Origin of the sequence: Pseudomonas sp. 39004 (assembly GCF_028682155.1) — a bacterium.
In the GTDB taxonomy this organism is placed as follows: domain Bacteria; phylum Pseudomonadota; class Gammaproteobacteria; order Pseudomonadales; family Pseudomonadaceae; genus Aquipseudomonas; species Aquipseudomonas capeferrum.
In genome coordinates, this window is sequence record NZ_JANIAG010000115.1 from 1 (window position 1) to 17950 (window position 17950).

A 17950-nucleotide genomic window follows, 5' to 3' on the forward strand; every position below is an offset into this window, starting at 1 on the left:
TCTTACCGAAGGTGCCGGTAAAGGCACAGGGGATACGGATTGAGCCACCGGCATCACTGCCCTGGTGCAGCACGCCCAGGTTCAGCGCGGCCGCCGCCGCCGCGCCACCGGAGGAGCCACCTGCCGTCAGGCGGGTATCCCAGGGGTTGCGGGTGATGCCGTAAAGCGGGTTGTCGGTTACCCCCTTCCAGCCAAACTCCGGCGTCGTGGTCTTGCCGATCAGCACCGCACCGGCTTCGCGCATGAATGCAGTGAAGGGCGCATCGACGTCCCACGGGCCTGCGCCGCTGGTGGTGCGGGAACCCTTGCGCGTGGGCATGCCACGGGTCAGGGTCAGGTCCTTGATCGACGCGGGCACACCGTCCAGGCGGCCACAGGGCTCGCCGCGTTGCCAGCGTTGTTCGCTGGCGTGGGCGGCGGCGCGGGCGCCTTCACCGTCCACGTGGCAGTAAGCGTTGACCGCGGGGTTGTGCTGGTCGATGCGCGCCAGTACATCGTCGATCACCTCGACCGGCGACAGCTGCCGGCGCTGGTATAGTTCAAGCAGTTCGACGGCGGTGAATTCGCCGATGGCAGTCTTGCTGGTCATCTCAATGCGCTCCCTGATTGGCGGCCTGGAACATGGCGCGCAGCAATACGTCGCAGCCGTCGGCCAAGTCCTGGGGCGCGGCGTTTTCGATTTCGTTGTGGCTGATGCCACCTTCGCACGGCACGAAAATCATCCCGGCCGGGCCCAATTCGGCCAGGAAGATGGCGTCGTGGCCGGCGCCGCTGACAATGTCCATATGGCTCAGGCCCAGCGCGCGTGCGCCCTGGCGCACGGCATCGACGCACTGCTCGGCGAAGTACAGGGGCGGGAAGTCGGCCGTCGGCGTCAGCTCGAAACGCAGCCCGTGCCGTGCCGAGCTGGCTTCGATCACCTCCCGGACCTCGGCGACCATGGCGGCCAGGTGGGTGGGGTCGAGGTGGCGCAGGTCGAGGGTCATGTGCACCTGGCCCGGAATCACATTGCGCGACCCCGGGTGCAGGGTCAGGCAGCCCACCGTACCGCAGGCATGCGGCTGATGGGCGTGAGCCACACGGTTGACCGCCGCGACCACTTCGGCGGCGCCAACCAGGGCGTCCTTGCGCAGGTGCATCGGGGTGGGGCCGGCGTGGGCTTCGACGCCCGTCAGCACCAGGTCGAACCATTTCTGCCCCAGGCAGCCCTGGACCACGCCGATGGTGGTGCGCTGGTCTTCCAGCACCGGGCCCTGTTCGATGTGCGCTTCGAAATAGGCGCCCACGGCATGCCCGGTGGGCACGCGCGGGCCGGCATAGCCGATACGGGCCAGCTCGGCACCTACCGACAGGCCTTGGTCATCGACCTTGTCCAAGGTGTCCTGCAGGCCGAACTTACCGGCGAACACCCCCGAGCCCATCATGCACGGCGGGAAGCGCGAACCTTCCTCGTTGGTCCACACCACCACTTCCAGGGGCGCTTCGGTGGTCAGTTGCAGGTCGTTGAGGGTGCGGATCACCTCCAGCCCGGCCATTACCCCGTAGCAACCGTCGAACTTGCCGCCGGTAGGCTGAGTGTCGATATGGCTGCCGGTCATGACCGGCGGCAAGGCCGGGTTGCGCCCTGGGCGGCGGGCAAAGATGTTGCCGATCGCGTCGATGCTGACGGTGCAGCCGGCCTCGGTGCACCAGCGCACGAACAGGTCGCGGGCCTGGCGGTCGAGGTCGGTCAGCGCCAGGCGGCATACGCCCCCCTTGGCGGTGGCGCCGAGTTGGGCCAGGTCCATCAATGATTGCCAGAGGCGCTCGCGGCTGACCTGTGCGCCTTGGCCGAGCAAGTGCTGCGAGGGGTCGATGCGGGTATTCATGGGCATTCTCCTTTCAGGCGCTCAGGGCCAGGTAGCGGTTCTTGATGCTTGGGTCGTCGCGGAACTGCGCGGCGCTGCCCTGGTAGGCCACACGGCCTTGTTCCAGTACGTAGTGGCGGTCGGCGAGGGCGTCGCAGACCATCAGGTTCTGCTCCACCAGCAGGATCGACAGGCCTTCGCCCTTGATCCGCCGCAGGATCTTCACCAGCTCGTCGACAATCACCGGGGCCAGGCCTTCGGTGGGCTCATCGAGAATCAGCAGCTTGGGGCCGTTGAGCAGGGCGCGGGCGATGGCCAGCATTTGCTGCTCACCGCCAGAGAGGGCGAAGCCGCCGTTGCGCCGCCGCTCTTTAAGGCGCGGGAACATGCTGTAGACGTCTTCGAGCTGCCAGCGGCTGCCCTTGCGCACGGCGATCTTCAGGTTCTCCTCGACGCTGAGCTGGCGGAAGATGCCGCGATGCTCGGGTACCAGGGCGATGCCCTGGCGGGCAATGTCGAAGATTTCGCGGCCGACCAGTTGCTGGCCGTCGAAACTGATCTGCCCCTGACGTGGGCGCACGATGCCGAGGATGCTGCGCAAGGTGGTGGTCTTGCCGGCGCCGTTACGGCCCAGCAAGGTCACCAGCTCGCCGTCCCCGACCTGCAGCGAAACCCCTTCGAGCACGTGGCTTTTGTCGTAGTACGAATGGATCGATTCGACATTGAGCATCAGGCGGCCTCTCCAAGGTAGGCGGTACGCACGCGTTCGTCGTTGCGCACCTGTTCCGGGGTTCCCTCGACCAGGATCTGGCCGTGGCTCATGACGGTAATGCGCTGGCTGATCGACATGACGATGCTCATGTTGTGCTCGATCAGTAGCACGGTATGGTCGCGGCCCAGGTCGCTGATCAGGTCGGTCATCACCGGGATATCGTCGATGCCCATGCCCGAGGTGGGCTCGTCGAGCATCAGCAGGGTCGGTTTGGCACAGATCGACATGCCCACTTCCAGTACCCGCTGCTGGCCGTGCGACAGCTCGCCGGCCAGGGTCTCGGCGCGGGCCGTGAGCTTCAGGCGCTCGAGCACCTGGTCGGCGGTGTTCCAGTGGCTGCGCTTGTGCTCCACGCTGCGCCAGAAGTTCAGCGCGCCCAGGCCGTCGCGGCCTTGGGCAGCCAGACGCAGGTTTTCGCGCACCGACAGGTTCTGGAACAGGCTGGTGAGCTGGAACGAGCGCGCCATGCCCAGTGCCACCCGGCCGTGGGACGGCTTGCGGATGATGTCGCGGTCGTTGAAGAGGATCTTGCCGGCGGTGGCCTGGCGCTCGCCGGTCAGGCAGTGGAACAGGCTGGTCTTGCCGGCGCCGTTGGGGCCGATGACGGTGTGGATGGTGCCGGCGCGGACTTTCAGGTCGACGCCTGCAACCGCCTTGAACGGCCCGTAGGCCAGCTCCAGGTTGCGGGTTTCCAGCAGGTAATCGCTCATCACAAGGTCTCCTTGGTCTTGGCCGGGGCCTTGTCATCAGCCGTACGCGACGCCAGCAAGCGCTTGCCAAGTGCCGCCAGCCCGCCCCACAAACCACCGCGCATGAACACCACCACCAGGATCAGGATCGCCCCCAGCAGCATCAGCCAGCGTGGCCACAGCTCCGACAGCACATCGCCCAGCACCACGATGGCGCCAGCCCCCAGCAGCGAGCCGAACAGCGAGCCGGTGCCGCCGACGATGGTCATGATCAGGATGTTTTCGCTCATCATCAGGTCGATGTTCGACAGCGGTGCGAAGTGCAGCAGCATCGCGTACAGCGCCCCGGCGATGCCGGTGATGGCGCCAGACAGCATGAACACCAGGATCTTGAAGTGGCGCGTGTCGTAGCCGATGGCGGCGGCGCGGGTTTCGTTCTCGCGGATCGCTAGCAGGGTGCTGCCGAACGGCGAACGGATCACCCGCAGGGCGCCGGCGAAGATCAGCAGGAACAGCACCGCGACAAACACATAGAAGTGCCGAGGGTCGGCTAGGTCGACCAGTACATGGCCGGCGATTTCGATGTTGGGCCGCGGCACGTCGAGCAGGCCGTTGTCACCGCCGGTCCAGCCGCTAAGGGTGTAGGCCAGGAAGTAGGCCATCTGGCTGAACGCCAGGGTCAGCATGACGAAGTAGATGCCTGTGCGGCGGATGGCCAGGGCGCCCACCAGCAGCGCCAGGAAGGCACCGAACACCGCTGCGCCGAACAAGGCACCGAGCATGCCCCACTTCAGGTGGATCATCAGCAGCGCCGCACCATAGGCGCCCACGCCGAAGAAGATGCCCTGGCCGAACGACAACAGGCCGGTGTAGCCGAGCAGCAGGTTGCAGGCCAGCGCCGCCAGCGCAAAGATCAGGATCTCGGTGGCCAGGGTGGCCGACGGCAAGATCAGCGGTAGCGCCACCAGGCTGGCGAGCACCAGCAACAGCAGGGCAGGCGTGCGGCCAAGGCCCATGGGCAATGCAGTTTTATTGCTCATCGTCATGCTCTCCCGAACAGGCCATAGGGACGAACCAGGATCACCGCCGCCATGGCGCCGTAGATCATCAGGCTGGCGCCTTGCGGCCAGAGGCTGCTCATCATGCTTTGCACCACCCCCACCAGCAGCCCGCCGACCAGCGCACCGCCGAACGAACCCATACCGCCGATCACCACCACCACGAAGGCGATGCCGAGGATTTCCGGGCCGACGAAGGGCTGCGCGCCACGCAGCGGCGCGAACAGCACGCCCGCCACGCCTGCCAGGCCCACGCCCAGGGCGAAGGTCAGGGAGAACAGGCGGAAGATATTGGTGCCCAGCAGCGAAACGGTTTCGGTACTTTCGCTACCCGCGCGGACCAGCGCGCCGAAGCGGGTGCGCTCCAGCAGCAGCCACAGGCCCAGGCCGATCAGCGCGGCGAAGCCGATGAGGAACAGGCGGTAGTATGGGTAGATGAAGTCACCGAGGATCAGCACCCCGCGCAGCTCCGGTGGCACGGCGATGTTCTTGCCCACCGGGCCCCAGATCAGCACCGAGGCCTCCTGGATGATCAGCGCGATGCCCAGGGTGACGAGGATCTGGAAGGTGTGCGGCAAGTGATAGATGCGTTTGATCAGCAGGCGCTCGACCGCCCAGGCCAGCGCCGCCACCGCCAGTGGGGCAATCAGCAGCGCCAGCCAGAAGTTGCCGGTAATCGCCACCGCGGTGTAGCACAGGTAGGCGCCCAGCAAGAAGAACGCGCCGTGGGCGAAGTTGACGAAGTTGAGCAGGCCGAAAATGATCGTCAGGCCCACGGCGATGAGGAAGTAGATCATCCCCAGGCCCAGGCCGTTGAGCAGTTGGAACAGGTACAAATCGAGCATGAGAGTGCCCTCGACAGCGCGTGGTGCGGCTGCCTGTACGAGTGGTTTTGACTAACGCCGCGGCTTCAGGCCAGGGCGCAACCGGTGTGGTCGACTTCGATGAACGAGCGGCCGGCGCTGATGATTTCGGCCAGGTCGTCCTCGTCGCGCATCTGCGCCTGGGGCTTGCCGCGCAACAGGTAGTAGTCCTTGAGCACCTGGTGGTCGCCCGGGCGGATCAGCTCTTCGCCGGTCGGACCCTGGAAGCGCATGCCCTGCAAGGCGGCGCAGACGCTGGCGCCGTCCAGGCTGCCGGCTTTGGTAATGGCGTCGAGCATCACCTTGGTGCCGATGTAGTCGGCCGCCAACGGGTAGTTGGGGTTGATGCCGTAGGCTTTGCGGGTGGCGGCGACCAGCAGCTTGTTCAGTGGCGTGTCGACCTGGTGCCAGTACTGCGCGCCCAGATACACACCTTCGAGCACGTCGCTGCCCAGCTCCTGGAACTGGTCGAGCCCCGCCGACCACACCAGCAGCACCTTCATGCGGTCCTTGATGCCGAAGTTCACCGCCTGGCGCAGCGCGTTGGACGACTGGCTGCCAAAGTTCAGCAGCACCAGCACGTCGGGTTTGGCGGCGATGGCGTTGGTCAGGTAACCGGAAAACTCCTGCTCTTGCAGCGAGTGGTAGCTGTTGCCGATGTGCTCCACGCCCAACTCGGCGAACACCTTGCGGGCGTTTTCCAGCAACGCATCACCGAACACGTATTGCGGGGTGATGGTGTACCAGCGCTTGGCCTGCGGCAGTTGGCGGATCATCGGCACCAGCGTTTCGCGGATGGCGCCATAGGTGGGTACCGACCAGCGGAAGGTCGACGCGTTGCAGTCCTTGCCGGTGATTTCGTCGGCGCCGACCGGCGTCATGAACACGCCGCCGGCCTTGTGGATTTCCTTCGATACCGCCAACGCCGAGGACGACAGCGTGCAGCCCTGGAAGAAGCGCGCGCCATCCTGGCCGATGGCTTCCTGTACCTTGCGCACCGCCTTGCCGGCGTTGCCTTCGGTGTCGATGACTTTGTACTTGAGCGGGCGCCCGAGTAGCTGCGGGTACTCGGCGATGGCCAGGCGCGAACCCATGTCGGCGTACTTGCCGTAACTGGCGAAGGGGCCAGACATGGACTTGAGCCCGTAGAAGGTCAGCGGTTCGTCGGCGAATGCCCGGTGCGCTCCCAACGGGAGGCTACCTAAGGCACCCAGGGCAAGGCCTGCCTTGAGCAGGGTACGTCTTTGCATGAGTAACTCCTTGGTTGTGGTTATTAGGCAGGAGTGGCAATGACAAAGCGGGTGCGGCCGGGCCTGTGTGCAGGCCTCTGTCCAGGCGGATCAGTGGTGGTGGTCGAACTCCAGCAGGAAGTTGCGGGCAACCTCGCCTTCCAGCGCGGTCATGTGGTGTTCGGCGTCGCACATGTGTTCGTGCATCAGCCGGCGTACAGCGGGTTCGTCGCTGGCGCGCAGGGCCAGCAACAGTTGCTTGTGGTAGCCGATGTTGGCCGCAGCAAACTGCTGGCGTTTGGGCAGGTAGGCCTTTTTCAGCACCACCAGGTCGCGCAGCAGGTCGTTGAGGAACACCGCCATGAAGCGCAGCAGCGGGTTGGGGCAGCGATGCGCCAGCAAGGTGTGGAATTCCAGCTCGGCCAGGCGTTGCTCGCGCTGGCCCTCTTCGCTGTCTTCCGGGGTGCTGCAGAAATCGATGTTGGCTTGCAGCGCGGCGTAGTCGGCTTCGCTCAGCTGGCCCATGACCGACACGGCCAGCTCCACCTCGATGACCTTGCGCAACTGGTACACCTGCTCGCCATCCAGGTGCTGGAAGTGCAGGTGGTTGCGCAGGGCGCGGCTGGCCGGCTCGGTGCCGACCTCGTTGAGGTAGGCGCCGCCGCTGGGGCCGGTGCGGGTGCTGACCAGGCCCTCGACTTCCAGGGCCTTGAGCGCTTCGCGGGCGGTACCTTTGGAACACTCGAAATGCTCCATCAGCTCGCGCTCGGTGGGCAGCCGGTCGCCGGGGTGCAGGGCCTCGGTGACGATCGAGCGCTTGACCGATTCGACGATGACGTCGGACAGCTTCTGGCGCTTGCGTTTGGGTTTGAGCATTTCGCTATTTTTCATATTTATGCGGATAAATAGGATTTAGCGAATTTTGCCCGGGTGGGTCAATGCTGGCGGAGGGGGAGGGGTCGTAAATGGTGCGAAAGGGTCGGGGAGGGATATGTGGTTAATCGGATTGATCGCATCATCAGTGCCGGCCTCTTCGCGGGGCAAGCCCGCTCCCACAGGCTACGGCTGCGCTGAAGGCATGCATTTAAACTGTGGGAGCGGGCTTGCCCCGCGATGAGGCCGGTACTGAATCAACGCGATTGGCCAGGCCCCTGTTGCAGGTGAGCCTGGCTGCAATACCACTCTTTGCCCTGCTGCAGCGCCCGGTCATTGGGCAGGTGCACGCCGCAATGGGCGCAGCGCACCATCTTCAGCGGGTCGTCGAGTTTGTGCTCCGGTTGCGATTGCTGGCTGATCTTGAACTTGCGCCACAGCCAGAACGCGGCGGCGATCAGGGCGATCCAGAAAAGTAGGCGAACCATGGTGTCCAGCTTGTCGAATGAAGAAGGCCACAGTCTAGGACGCAGCCAATAAAAAAGGGAGGCCTCAGGCCTCCCTTTCTACGTTTCGACACACTCAGTCAAACAGACCAAAGGTCATGTAGCTGAACCACGAACGGTCCTGTTCGGCTTCTTTCGGGCCTTCCGGCAGGATCACATCGCCGTTTTCGTCCTTCGGCAGGAGCTCTTGCGGCATCTCGGCGCGAGCGTCCTGGAACTGCTTGACCACGTCCTGGTTGGCGCGGGTTTCGCCTGGCGGCAGCGGGGTATCAGTTTCGATCAGGCCCAGGGTTGCCTTGGACAACCAGCCACGGCCGTCAGACTCGGTCTGCTTGGGCTGGAACTCGCCGTCAGCCAGGCTCGGGTGGTCGGGGTAGTTGAGCTTGAGGGTTTCCAGGCTGGTAGCGGCCAGTTCGTCCAGGTGCATCTTCTGGTAGGCCTCGACCATGATCGCGAGGCCGTCGCCGACCGACGGCGTTTCCTGGAAGTTCTCGACCACGTAGCGGCCACGGTTGGCGGCGGCCACATAAGCCTGACGGCCCAGGTAGTAGTCGGCCACGTGGATTTCGTAGGAGGCCAGCAGGTTGCGCAGGTAGATCATGCGCTGCTTGGCGTCTGGCGCGTAGCGGCTGTTCGGGAAGCGGCTGGTCAGCTGGGCGAACTCGTTGTACGAGTCGCGCGCGGCGCCCGGGTCACGCTTGGTCATGTCCAGCGGCAGGAAGCGCGCCAGCAGGCCGCGGTCCTGGTCGAACGAGGTCAGGCCCTTGAGGTAGTAGGCGTAGTCGACGTTGGGGTGCTGCGGGTGCAGGCGGATGAAACGCTCGGCGGCGGACTTGGCGGCCTCCGGCTCGGTGTTCTTGTAGTTGGCGTAGATCAGCTCGAGCTGCGCCTGGTCGGCATAACGGCCGAACGGGTAACGCGACTCCAGGGCCTTGAGCTTGTTCACCGCGCTGGTGTAGCTGGAATTATCCAGGTCAGCCTGGGCCTGCTGGTACAGCTCGGCTTCGCTGAGGTTCTCGTCAATGACTTCCTTGTTAGAGGAACAGGCCGCGGTAAGCCCGAGGATGGCGATCAGCAGCAGGTGTTTCACTTGCATGGCGGCTTGCGTCCCTTTGACGGCCGCTGTCTTGGGCGGTGCCGTCCTGTTATGATGAGCGCCCCGGCCAACCCCGGGACAAAAGAAGCCGTATTTAACCACAAGCTCGCAGCCGAAACCAAAGGCTGTGCGCCCGCCGAATCGAGCATGTCCGAGATCATTCAACTTAGCGCAGAGGTACCGTCCGATCTGGGCGGTCAACGCCTCGACCAGGTCGCCGCCCAATTGTTCGCCGAGTACTCGCGTTCGCGGCTTACTACGTGGATCAAAGAGGGCCGCCTGACGGTCGATGGCGCCGTCGTGCGCCCTCGAGACACCGTCTATGGTGGCTCTGTGCTTGTCCTGGAGGCCGAACAAGAGGCCCAGGGCGAGTGGATCGCAGAAGACATCGAGCTGGATATCGTCTACGAAGACGACCACATCATGGTGATCAACAAGCCTGCCGGGCTGGTTGTGCACCCGGCCGCCGGCCATGCCAGCGGTACCTTGCTCAATGCCTTGCTGCACCACGTGCCAGACATCATCAACGTACCACGCGCCGGTATCGTGCACCGCCTGGACAAGGACACCACCGGTCTGATGGTGGTGGCCAAGACCCTGCAAGCGCAGACCCGCCTGGTCGAGCAGATGCAAAGCCGCAAGGTCAGCCGCATCTATGAGTGCATCGTGATTGGTGTGGTGACCGCCGGCGGCAAGATCGACGCCCCGATCGGTCGCCATGGCGGTATGCGCCAGCGCATGGCGGTAACCGACGGCGGCAAGCCGGCGGTCAGCCACTACCGTGTGCTCAAGCGCTTCCGTTCGCACACCCACGTGCGGGTCAAGCTGGAAACCGGCCGTACCCACCAGATCCGTGTGCACATGGCCCACGTTGGTTTCCCGCTGGTCGGCGACCAGACGTACGGTGGGCGCTTCCGCATACCGCCGGCTGCCAGCCCAACCATGGTCGAGGCGGTCAAGACCTTCCCGCGCCAGGCGCTGCATGCGCGTTTCCTGGCATTGGCCCACCCGATTACCGGTGAAGTCATGAAGTGGGAATCGCCCTTGCCGGATGACTTCCTCTGGTTGCTGACGCTGCTGAACGAAGACCGCGAGAGCTTTATCGGATGAGTGGTCTGACGCAGGCGCTGCTATTTCCCGACTGGCCGGCCCCGGCCTCGGTTCGCGCTTGTGTCACCACGCGTCAGGGCGGCGTCAGCCTGCCGCCCTTTGACACCTTCAACCTGGGTGATCACGTTGGTGATGACCCTGCCGCCGTCGCCGAAAACCGCCACCGCCTGAGCGATGCGTTCGCCATCCAGCCTGCCTGGCTCAAGCAAGTGCATGGCCTGGCCGTGGCGGATGCCGACCCGGCCGTGGTGGCCGAGGCCGACGCCAGCTGGACTGACCAGCCTGGCATCGCCTGCACCGTGATGACTGCCGATTGCCTGCCTGCGCTGTTCTGCGACCGTGCAGGCACCCGTGTGGCAGCGGCCCATGCCGGCTGGCGCGGGTTGGCGGGCGGGGTGCTGGAAGCGACCCTCGACCGTTTGGCCGTGCCGGCTGAAGACGTGCTGGTGTGGCTGGGCCCGGCGATCGGCCCGCAGGCGTTCGAAGTGGGCCTGGAAGTGCGTGATGCCTTTACCGCGGTGCACCCGGAGGCAGCGGCTGCCTTTGTTGCGGGTGAGCGGCCGGGCAAGCTGATGGCCGACATCTATGCGCTGGCGCGTATTCGCCTGGCGGCGCGCGGGGTGACGGCTGTGTATGGCGGTGGCTTGTGCACGGTCAGCGATCAACGGTTCTTCTCGTATCGCCGTACCCCGCAAGGTGGGCGGTTTGCCTCACTGGTCTGGTTAGCCCCCCGCTGACTGCTCCGGCCACACCGCTAATCCATCAGGTTGATCTCCGTCAACCCCGCTACGCTTGAAACTTCCAGAATAAGCCTTATCTATAAGGTCATCTCAGGCAGGTTTCTTCATTAAAGGTGCTGTCCATCGCTCCGACCTGCCCTTACAGGAAGGTATCCCCATGCGAATAGACCGTTTAACCAGCAAGCTTCAATTAGCAATATCCGATGCCCAGTCCCTGGCGGTTGGCATGGACCACCCTGCCATCGAGCCCCTGCACCTGGTGCAGGCGCTGATTGAACAGCAGGGCGGGTCGATCAAGCCGCTGCTGATGCAAGTCGGCTTCGACATCAACAGCCTGCGCCAGGCACTGGTGAAAGAACTCGACCAGCTGCCGAAAATCCAGAACCCGACGGGCGACGTGAACATGTCGCAGGACCTGGCGCGCCTGCTCAACCAGGCCGACCGCCTGGCCCAGCAGAAGGGCGACCAGTTCATTTCCAGCGAGCTGGTGCTGCTCGCCGCCATGGACGAGAACAGCAAGCTCGGCAAGCTGCTGCTGAGCCAGGGCGTGACCAAGAAAGCCCTGGAAAACGCCATCAACAACCTGCGTGGCGGCGCGGCGGTCAACGACGCCAACGCCGAAGAGTCGCGCCAGGCCCTGGACAAGTACACCGTCGACCTGACCAAGCGTGCCGAAGAAGGCAAGCTTGACCCGGTGATCGGCCGTGACGACGAAATCCGCCGTACCGTGCAGGTGCTGCAACGCCGTACCAAGAACAACCCGGTGCTGATCGGTGAGCCTGGCGTGGGTAAAACCGCCATCGCCGAAGGCCTGGCCCAGCGCATCATCAATGGTGAAGTGCCCGATGGCCTCAAAGGCAAGCGCCTGCTGGCGCTGGACATGGGGGCACTGATCGCCGGCGCCAAGTACCGCGGTGAGTTCGAAGAGCGCCTGAAGTCGCTGCTTAACGAGCTGTCCAAGCAGGAAGGCCAGATCATCCTGTTCATCGACGAACTGCACACCATGGTCGGCGCCGGTAAAGGCGAGGGCGCCATGGATGCGGGCAACATGCTCAAGCCGGCCCTGGCCCGTGGCGAGCTGCACTGCGTTGGCGCCACCACGCTCAACGAGTACCGCCAGTTCATCGAGAAGGACGCGGCCCTGGAGCGGCGCTTCCAGAAAGTGCTGGTGGAAGAGCCGAGCGAGGAAGACACCATCGCCATCCTGCGTGGCCTGAAAGAACGCTATGAAGTGCACCACAAGGTGGCCATTACCGACGGCGCAATCATTGCTGCGGCCAAGCTCAGCCACCGCTACATCACCGACCGTCAGCTGCCTGACAAGGCCATCGACCTGATCGACGAAGCGGCCAGCCGCATCCGCATGGAGATCGACTCCAAGCCGGAAGTGCTCGACCGCCTGGACCGTCGCCTGATTCAGCTGAAGGTCGAGTCCCAGGCGCTGAAGAAGGAAGAAGACGAAGCCGCGAAGAAGCGCCTGGAAAAGCTCCACGAGGAAATCGAGCGGCTGGAGCGTGAATATTCCGACCTGGAAGAGATCTGGGCGTCCGAGAAAGCCGAAGTGCAAGGCTCGGCGCAGATCCAGCAGAAGATCGAGCAGGCCCGCCAGGAGCTCGAAGCCGCCCGTCGCAAAGGCGACCTGAGCCGCATGGCCGAGCTGCAGTACGGGGTGATCCCGGACCTGGAGCGCAGCCTGCAGATGGTCGACCAGCACGGCAAGTCGGAAAACCAGCTGCTGCGCAACAAGGTCACCGAGGAAGAGATTGCCGAAGTGGTGTCCAAGTGGACCGGCATCCCGGTTGCCAAGATGCTCGAAGGCGAGCGCGAGAAGCTGCTGAAGATGGAAGACCTGCTGCACCAGCGCGTGATCGGCCAGCACGAAGCCGTGACTGCCGTGGCCAACGCCGTGCGCCGCTCCCGCGCCGGATTGTCCGACCCGAACCGGCCCAGTGGTTCGTTCCTGTTCCTCGGCCCGACCGGTGTGGGCAAGACCGAGCTGTGCAAGGCGCTGGCCGAGTTCCTGTTCGACACCGAAGAGGCCATGGTGCGCATCGATATGTCCGAGTTCATGGAGAAGCACTCCGTGGCTCGCCTGATCGGTGCACCACCCGGCTATGTAGGGTACGAGGAGGGCGGTTACCTGACCGAAGCAGTACGGCGCAAGCCTTACTCGGTGGTGCTGCTGGACGAGGTGGAGAAGGCACATCCAGACGTGTTCAACGTGTTGCTGCAGGTGCTTGAAGATGGCCGCCTGACCGACAGCCACGGCCGTACGGTGGACTTCCGCAACACCGTGATCGTGATGACCTCCAACCTGGGCTCGGCGCAGATCCAGGAGCTGGTGGGTGATCGCGAAGCACAGCGTGCGGCGGTGATGGATGCGGTGGGTGCGCACTTCCGTCCGGAGTTCATCAACCGGATCGACGAAGTGGTCGTGTTCGAGCCCCTGGGCCGCGAGCAGATCGCCGGCATCACCGAGATCCAGTTGGGCCGCCTGCGTAGCCGCCTGCTTGAGCGTGAGCTGTCGCTTAGCCTGAGCCCTGAGGCGTTGGACAAGCTGATCGCAGTCGGTTACGACCCGGTGTATGGCGCACGGCCACTGAAGCGTGCGATTCAGCGCTGGATCGAAAACCCGCTGGCGCAGTTGATCCTTTCTGGCAAATTCTTGCCAGGTACAGCGATTACTGCGCGGGTGGAAGGCGACGAAATCTTGTTTGCCTGATCCCGCTGGCGAAAAAAATAGCCCCGCACATGCGGGGCTTTTTTACGGCCAAGGGTTTTTTACAGGCTGCTGCAGCCCCTGTGGGGGCGGGTTTACTCGCATAGAGGCAGGCTCGAGGCCCGTAAAATCGGGGGCTTCCAACTTTTTTGGATAACTTGCTGAAAATTTTGAAAAATTTGCTTGCATCAAAAATCGAGTGCACCTAATATACGCCCCGCTGTCAGGCACTAAGCGAATCACCAGCAACATCGGTGTTAGCAAAACAACTTACAAATCAGTAAGTTGAATGAAAAAAAGGGGTTGACAAGCAAAACGAAGAATGTAGAATAGCCGGCCTCAGCAGCGACAACGCGAAAGCGGATAGCCAAAGAGATCGAAGCTAACACAGACTTCGAAGTGGTAAAGATGTACCGAAGTTCAGTTCCGCGATAGCTCAGTCGGTAGAGCAAATGACTGTTAATCATTGGGTCCCTGGTTCGAGTCCAGGTCGCGGAGCCAATCTCGGGGTGTAGCGCAGTCCGGTAGCGCGCCTGCTTTGGGAGCAGGATGTCAGGAGTTCGAATCCCCTCACCCCGACCATTTTCAGGGTCGTTAGCTCAGTTGGTAGAGCAGTTGGCTTTTAACCAATTGGTCGTAGGTTCGAATCCTACACGACCCACCATGTAAAGAGGGCATCTCGACAGAGATGCCCTTTTTCTTTTGCCTCGAATTCTACAAGGGCCGCGCCGGCATCTGTTGTAGGAGCGGCCTTGCCGGGGCGCCGGACCGGTCGGAAAGGGGCGCAAAGCGCCCCCAGCATTCTGTCAGTGCAACTTCAACCGCGGCTCAGTACCGCGCCCAATCTTGCTACCCAGCATCATCATCGCCGTGCGGAAGAACCCGTACAGCGCCATCTGGTGCATGCGGTACAACGACACATAAAACATCCGCGCCAGCCAGCCTTCCAGCTTCACGCTGCCCATCAGGTTGCCCATCAGGTTACCCACCGCCGAGAAGCGCGACAGCGATACCAGCGACCCGTAGTCCTTATATGCATACGTCGGCAGCGCCTTGTTCTCCAGCCGCGCCTTCAAGCTTTGCGCCAGCATCGAAGCCTGCTGGTGTGCAGCCTGTGCCCGTGGCGGCACGTTGCGGTCGGTACCCGGTTGCGGGCACGCGGCGCAGTCACCAAAGGCGAAGATGTTGTCATCGCGGGTGGTCTGCAGGGTAGGGCGCACCACCAGCTGATTGATGCGGTTGGTTTCCAGGCCATCGATGTCCTTGAGGAAGCCCGGTGCACGAATACCCGCCGCCCACACCTTGAGGCTGGCCTGGATCACTTCGCCATCCTTGGTTTTCAGCCCATCCTCGGTCACTTCGCTGACCGCCGCATTGGTCATCACCTTCACCCCGAGTTTTTCCAGGGTCTTGTGCACCGGCACGCTGATGCGCTCAGGCAGCGCAGGCAATACCCGCGGGCCAGCCTCGATCAGGGTGATGTGCATGTCCTTGGGCTGGATGCGATCCAGGCCATAGGCGGCCAGTTCGTGGGCGGCGTGGTGCAGCTCGGCGGCCAGCTCCACACCGGTAGCACCGGCGCCGACGATGGCCACGCTGATCTGTTCGCTGGCCACGTCACCGGCGTGAGCACGCAGGTAGTGATTGAGCAGTTGCTGGTGGAAGCGCTCGGCCTGCTTGCGGGTATCCAGGAACAGGCAATGCTGCGCCGCGCCCAGGGTGCCGAAGTCGTTGGTGTTGCTGCCCACGGCAATGACCAGGGTGTCGTAGCTCAGTGTGCGCGCAGGCACCAGCTCGCGGCCCTCTTCGTCGAGGGTGGCGGCCAGCTGGATCTGCTTGCCTTCACGGTCCAGGCCGCTCATGCGCCCCAGCTGGAAGTTGAAGTGGTTCCACTTGGCCTGGGCCACGTAGTTCAGTTCATCTTCCGAGGAGTTCAGCGAGCCGGCTGCCACTTCGTGCAGCAGTGGCTTCCAGATGTGCGTCAGGTTGGCGTCGACCAGGGTGATGTCGGCTTGCTTGCGCTTGCCCAGGCTTTTACCCAGGCGGGTCGCCAGTTCCAGGCCGCCGGCGCCGCCGCCGACAATCACGATGCGATGAGTCATGGGGATATCTCATAAGGTTTACGGAATTCTTGGCCCTGGGGGCCGGCCGCAAACTGCATGAGGAGAGGGCGAGCGCAAGGCAGCTCATAGCACCAGTCCACTCAACAGGCGGCTAATGAGGCCCAGACCAATGGTCACGGCCACCACCAGCACCAGGAGCAGCCATGGCCGGAAGGGCCTGCGCTCGACTTGGTGCTGGGGGGCTCGTAGATACTCATCGACACGACGCTGATCTTCCGGGTTCAGTCGGCTGGTCATGGTGGGCCTCGTCAGATAGACGTATGTGACTGCACAAACGCTACAGCGTTCGTGCAAGCGCTTGGAACAAATGATAATGCGTTCTATCGCTGGCGCCGAGTGTACGCCATCGCAAAGAGTCGCTGCACTGGATCAAAGACTGATGCCCACATCGAAGACGATGCTGCGCCCCAGGTTGCCGCGTAAAAAGTCAGGCGCATCGGGGTGGGCGAACAGCACCCGGGCGAAAGTCGGCCCGACCAGCGATAGCGAGCGCCAACCCTGGCGCAGGTATTCGGTAGGGGGCGGGAAGTGGGTGTTGAGGTCGAGCACTTCTCGCTTGAGGCTGGCGAAGGCGATGATGTCCAGCTCGTTCAGCTCCAGCCCGCGTTCGCGGTAGTTGTGCGCTTTTTTGCGCAAGGTCGGCGCCAGGCGCCCGAGCAGCTCCGTGGCGCTGATCCGCCGCGGGCGTGCTTCGCGGCGCACCAGTTGCGCCAGGGAAAACGCACTGCGCCGGCGCTGCAGCTCTTCGCGCCACTCATCGTTCAGGCGGCGGCCCTCGTCCAGCACGAAGAACACCTCGAATGCCGCATCGCGGAACAGCACATCCGGCGGCTCCTGGCCGGCCGGGGTAAAGTCTTCGCTGCGGTAGGGGATGTTCAACCCTTGCAGCAGGCGTTGGCATACCCAACGCTCACGCTCCCATTTGCGTGCATTGGACAGAAACGCATTGGCTTGTTCGGCCTGGATGGTAAGCAGGCGCAGGTAGTCTGAGTCATCCATGCAGACAAGCTTAGACGCTAATCGATGACGGTAAGATGCTGTTTGTGCGTAGAAATCAGCTCAACACCGGCCATTGCTGAACAACCCCCAGCAGGTGCACCAGGCCAAACCCCAGGCAGACCAGCGAGCTGACCACGATAAAACGCCGCGTGCGCCCGGTGTCGGCCAACAACCACGGGCCAAGCAGCCCGCGCGCCAGGTACACCACGGTGATCAGGCAGATGGCCGGAAGCAGCAAGGGCAGGCGCCCGATAACCCCGGCAGCAGACAACGCGTAAGCCGACCAGGCCAGCAACACAGCCGCAATGGCCGCCGTGATCAGCGCCGGGTACCAGCGGCCTTTTTCCGCCGCCACAGCCATGTGCTCGCCAGCGCCGAACAAACGGTACCAGCGCGGGCCGACCACGATAATGGCCAGGTGCAACAGGCCGATCACAGCGTTGAGCAGCGCTGCCAGCAGCAGTGCGAGGTTGGTTCCTTCCGGCATTTTGAATGCGTCCTGCATCGCGGGGAGGCGCCAGCCTACCGCAGCCGGGTGAAACGGAGAATGGGTGTAGACTCACTTTTATCCACAAGGCTGAAAGGGGTATTTACCAGGTGATCAGTGCACAGGTGTTGTCAGGCACCAGCCTCACGCTGGGCTGGCTGGGTTACGTGCCACTGTTGCTCTGGGCGGCCAGCCGCGCCCGCTGGGTAGAGCTGTTCACCGACCGGCGTCGCCAGCACCTGCTGTTTGGGACGGTGTTCTGCCTGTTTGCCCTGTGGTTGGTCAGGCGCGATTTTGATACGGGCGTGTCGTATCACTTCATCGGCATGACGGCCGTCACCTTGTTGCTGGACTGGCCGCTGGCGGTGCTGGGCGGCTTTCTTGCGCAGTTGGGGTTGCTGGCGCTGGGGCGTCAGGACCTGGCGGCGCTGGGCGTCAACGGCTTGCTGTTGATTGGCCTGCCGGTACTGATTACCGAACTGTGCGCCATGGCGGTCGAGCGTGCGCAACCGCGAAACCTCTTTGTGTATATCTTTTGTTCAGGGTTTTTTCCGGCAGCGTTGACGGTGCTGGTGTGTGTGTTGGCCGGGTTGGGGATTTTGTGGCTGGACGGGCGCTTTGCCATGCCGGAGTGGCTGAGTGACTTTGTCGGCTACCTGTGGCTGATGATGTTCCCCGAGGCGTTCATCAACGGCATGGTGATCAGTGCATTGGTGGTGTTTTGCCCGGAGTGGCTGGAAACGTTCAACCGCACGCGGTACCTGCAGGCGCCGTGGAAAGAAGACGAACATTGACCGGCCCAGTCACGCTGCACGACCCCTGTAGGAGCGGCCTTGCGT

General features: G+C 63.4%; 18 protein-coding genes and 3 tRNA genes. 7 read left to right on the forward strand and 14 right to left on the reverse strand.

Translation table 11 applies throughout. The features are described 5' to 3' along the window. The 10 genes from NP534_RS18620 to NP534_RS18665 all read right to left on the reverse strand — a co-directional run. The coding region (locus NP534_RS18620; protein ID WP_274099675.1) for an amidase family protein at window positions 1–589 on the reverse strand (589 nt) is incomplete at its 3' end. A gap of 1 nt (window position 590) precedes the next feature. After that, a complete protein-coding gene (locus tag NP534_RS18625; RefSeq protein ID WP_443201086.1) occupies window positions 591–1868 on the reverse strand; it encodes a Zn-dependent hydrolase in 1278 nt (425 codons plus the stop codon). Between the two features lie 13 nt (window positions 1869–1881). Next, window positions 1882–2577, reverse strand: a complete 696-nt coding sequence (locus NP534_RS18630) for an ABC transporter ATP-binding protein (protein ID WP_186660615.1) — start codon at window positions 2575–2577, stop codon at window positions 1882–1884. Next, window positions 2577–3329: an ABC transporter ATP-binding protein gene (locus NP534_RS18635; RefSeq protein ID WP_033701448.1), complete on the reverse strand. Its 753-nt coding sequence runs from the start codon at window positions 3327–3329 to the stop codon at window positions 2577–2579. The genes NP534_RS18630 and NP534_RS18635 overlap by 1 nt, the downstream gene beginning before the upstream one ends. Further along, on the reverse strand, window positions 3329–4348 hold the full coding sequence (locus NP534_RS18640) for a branched-chain amino acid ABC transporter permease (protein ID WP_033701446.1): 1020 nt from the start codon (window positions 4346–4348) through the stop codon (window positions 3329–3331). Before NP534_RS18640 ends, NP534_RS18635 begins: the two co-directional genes overlap by 1 nt. 2 nt (window positions 4349–4350) lie before the next feature. Next, window positions 4351–5211 (reverse strand): branched-chain amino acid ABC transporter permease, encoded by an 861-nt coding sequence (locus NP534_RS18645; protein WP_033701444.1) that lies wholly within the window; start codon window positions 5209–5211, stop codon window positions 4351–4353. A gap of 65 nt (window positions 5212–5276) precedes the next feature. Further along, the gene (locus NP534_RS18650) at window positions 5277–6479 is read right to left on the reverse strand and encodes an ABC transporter substrate-binding protein (protein WP_274099676.1); all 1203 of its coding nucleotides are present in this window, start codon (window positions 6477–6479) and stop codon (window positions 5277–5279) included. A 90-nt stretch (window positions 6480–6569) separates the two neighbouring features. Then, window positions 6570–7334: a FadR/GntR family transcriptional regulator gene (locus NP534_RS18655; protein WP_186660609.1), complete on the reverse strand. Its 765-nt coding sequence runs from the start codon at window positions 7332–7334 to the stop codon at window positions 6570–6572. Between the two features lie 254 nt (window positions 7335–7588). Then, the gene (locus NP534_RS18660) at window positions 7589–7819 is read right to left on the reverse strand and encodes a PP0621 family protein (protein WP_033701440.1); all 231 of its coding nucleotides are present in this window, start codon (window positions 7817–7819) and stop codon (window positions 7589–7591) included. Window positions 7820–7913: 94 nt separating this feature from the next. Continuing rightward, window positions 7914–8933: an outer membrane protein assembly factor BamD gene (locus NP534_RS18665; protein ID WP_033701439.1), complete on the reverse strand. Its 1020-nt coding sequence runs from the start codon at window positions 8931–8933 to the stop codon at window positions 7914–7916. A gap of 147 nt (window positions 8934–9080) precedes the next feature. Here NP534_RS18665 and rluD point away from each other — a divergent pair, with 147 nt between their 5' ends. The 6 genes from rluD (at window position 9081) to NP534_RS18695 (ending at window position 14166) form a co-directional block, all read left to right on the forward strand. Then, window positions 9081–10043 carry a 23S rRNA pseudouridine(1911/1915/1917) synthase RluD gene (gene rluD / locus NP534_RS18670; protein ID WP_033701534.1) on the forward strand — a complete coding sequence of 321 codons (963 nt, stop codon included), beginning with the start codon at window positions 9081–9083 and terminating at the stop codon, window positions 10041–10043. Next, window positions 10040–10780: a peptidoglycan editing factor PgeF gene (gene pgeF / locus NP534_RS18675; protein ID WP_274099677.1), complete on the forward strand. Its 741-nt coding sequence runs from the start codon at window positions 10040–10042 to the stop codon at window positions 10778–10780. Before rluD ends, pgeF begins: the two co-directional genes overlap by 4 nt. A gap of 160 nt (window positions 10781–10940) precedes the next feature. Continuing rightward, window positions 10941–13505 carry an ATP-dependent chaperone ClpB gene (gene clpB / locus NP534_RS18680; RefSeq protein WP_274099678.1) on the forward strand — a complete coding sequence of 855 codons (2565 nt, stop codon included), beginning with the start codon at window positions 10941–10943 and terminating at the stop codon, window positions 13503–13505. 422 nt (window positions 13506–13927) lie between these two features. After that, window positions 13928–14003, forward strand: a tRNA-Asn gene (locus tag NP534_RS18685). 4 nt (window positions 14004–14007) lie between these two features. Continuing rightward, window positions 14008–14084: transfer RNA gene (locus NP534_RS18690), tRNA-Pro, on the forward strand. Between the two features lie 6 nt (window positions 14085–14090). Beyond that, a tRNA-Lys gene (locus NP534_RS18695) sits at window positions 14091–14166 on the forward strand. A gap of 142 nt (window positions 14167–14308) precedes the next feature. Here the strand turns inward: NP534_RS18695 and NP534_RS18700 are convergent. The 4 genes from NP534_RS18700 to NP534_RS18715 form a co-directional block, all read right to left on the reverse strand. Continuing rightward, window positions 14309–15604: an NAD(P)/FAD-dependent oxidoreductase gene (locus tag NP534_RS18700; RefSeq protein ID WP_033701435.1), complete on the reverse strand. Its 1296-nt coding sequence runs from the start codon at window positions 15602–15604 to the stop codon at window positions 14309–14311. Window positions 15605–15688: 84 nt separating this feature from the next. Next, window positions 15689–15862, reverse strand: a complete 174-nt coding sequence (locus tag NP534_RS18705; protein ID WP_013970765.1) for a DUF3094 family protein — start codon at window positions 15860–15862, stop codon at window positions 15689–15691. 132 nt (window positions 15863–15994) lie between these two features. After that, window positions 15995–16624, reverse strand: a complete 630-nt coding sequence (locus tag NP534_RS18710; protein WP_013970766.1) for a DUF1780 domain-containing protein — start codon at window positions 16622–16624, stop codon at window positions 15995–15997. 55 nt (window positions 16625–16679) lie between these two features. Continuing rightward, window positions 16680–17111 carry a hypothetical protein gene (locus tag NP534_RS18715; protein ID WP_274099679.1) on the reverse strand — a complete coding sequence of 144 codons (432 nt, stop codon included), beginning with the start codon at window positions 17109–17111 and terminating at the stop codon, window positions 16680–16682. Window positions 17112–17221: 110 nt separating this feature from the next. On the opposite strand from NP534_RS18715, the gene NP534_RS18720 reads away from it, so the two are divergent. Beyond that, window positions 17222–17905, forward strand: coding sequence for an energy-coupling factor ABC transporter permease (locus NP534_RS18720; RefSeq protein ID WP_033701431.1), 684 nt, complete (start codon window positions 17222–17224; stop codon window positions 17903–17905). The last annotated feature ends 45 nt before the right edge of the window (window positions 17906–17950 follow it).

What these genes read in the sequence shown, in the direction of transcription:
- NP534_RS18635 (WP_033701448.1), bottom strand. Translation starts at nt 3,329, where the DNA reads ATGAGCGATTACCTGCTGGAAACCCGCAACCTGGAGCTGGCCTACGGG.
- pgeF (WP_274099677.1), top strand. Translation starts at nt 10,040, where the DNA reads ATGAGTGGTCTGACGCAGGCGCTGCTATTTCCCGACTGGCCGGCCCCG.
- NP534_RS18700 (WP_033701435.1), bottom strand. Translation starts at nt 15,604, where the DNA reads ATGACTCATCGCATCGTGATTGTCGGCGGCGGCGCCGGCGGCCTGGAA.
- NP534_RS18710 (WP_013970766.1), bottom strand. Translation starts at nt 16,624, where the DNA reads ATGGATGACTCAGACTACCTGCGCCTGCTTACCATCCAGGCCGAACAA.
- NP534_RS18650 (WP_274099676.1), bottom strand. Translation starts at nt 6,479, where the DNA reads ATGCAAAGACGTACCCTGCTCAAGGCAGGCCTTGCCCTGGGTGCCTTA.
- NP534_RS18705 (WP_013970765.1), bottom strand. Translation starts at nt 15,862, where the DNA reads ATGACCAGCCGACTGAACCCGGAAGATCAGCGTCGTGTCGATGAGTAT.
- NP534_RS18645 (WP_033701444.1), bottom strand. Translation starts at nt 5,211, where the DNA reads ATGCTCGATTTGTACCTGTTCCAACTGCTCAACGGCCTGGGCCTGGGG.
- clpB (WP_274099678.1), top strand. Translation starts at nt 10,941, where the DNA reads ATGCGAATAGACCGTTTAACCAGCAAGCTTCAATTAGCAATATCCGAT.
- NP534_RS18665 (WP_033701439.1), bottom strand. Translation starts at nt 8,933, where the DNA reads ATGCAAGTGAAACACCTGCTGCTGATCGCCATCCTCGGGCTTACCGCG.
- NP534_RS18625 (WP_443201086.1), bottom strand. Translation starts at nt 1,868, where the DNA reads ATGAATACCCGCATCGACCCCTCGCAGCACTTGCTCGGCCAAGGCGCA.
- NP534_RS18630 (WP_186660615.1), bottom strand. Translation starts at nt 2,577, where the DNA reads ATGCTCAATGTCGAATCGATCCATTCGTACTACGACAAAAGCCACGTG.
- NP534_RS18715 (WP_274099679.1), bottom strand. Translation starts at nt 17,111, where the DNA reads ATGCCGGAAGGAACCAACCTCGCACTGCTGCTGGCAGCGCTGCTCAAC.
- NP534_RS18655 (WP_186660609.1), bottom strand. Translation starts at nt 7,334, where the DNA reads ATGCTCAAACCCAAACGCAAGCGCCAGAAGCTGTCCGACGTCATCGTC.
- rluD (WP_033701534.1), top strand. Translation starts at nt 9,081, where the DNA reads ATGTCCGAGATCATTCAACTTAGCGCAGAGGTACCGTCCGATCTGGGC.
- NP534_RS18640 (WP_033701446.1), bottom strand. Translation starts at nt 4,348, where the DNA reads ATGAGCAATAAAACTGCATTGCCCATGGGCCTTGGCCGCACGCCTGCC.
- NP534_RS18660 (WP_033701440.1), bottom strand. Translation starts at nt 7,819, where the DNA reads ATGGTTCGCCTACTTTTCTGGATCGCCCTGATCGCCGCCGCGTTCTGG.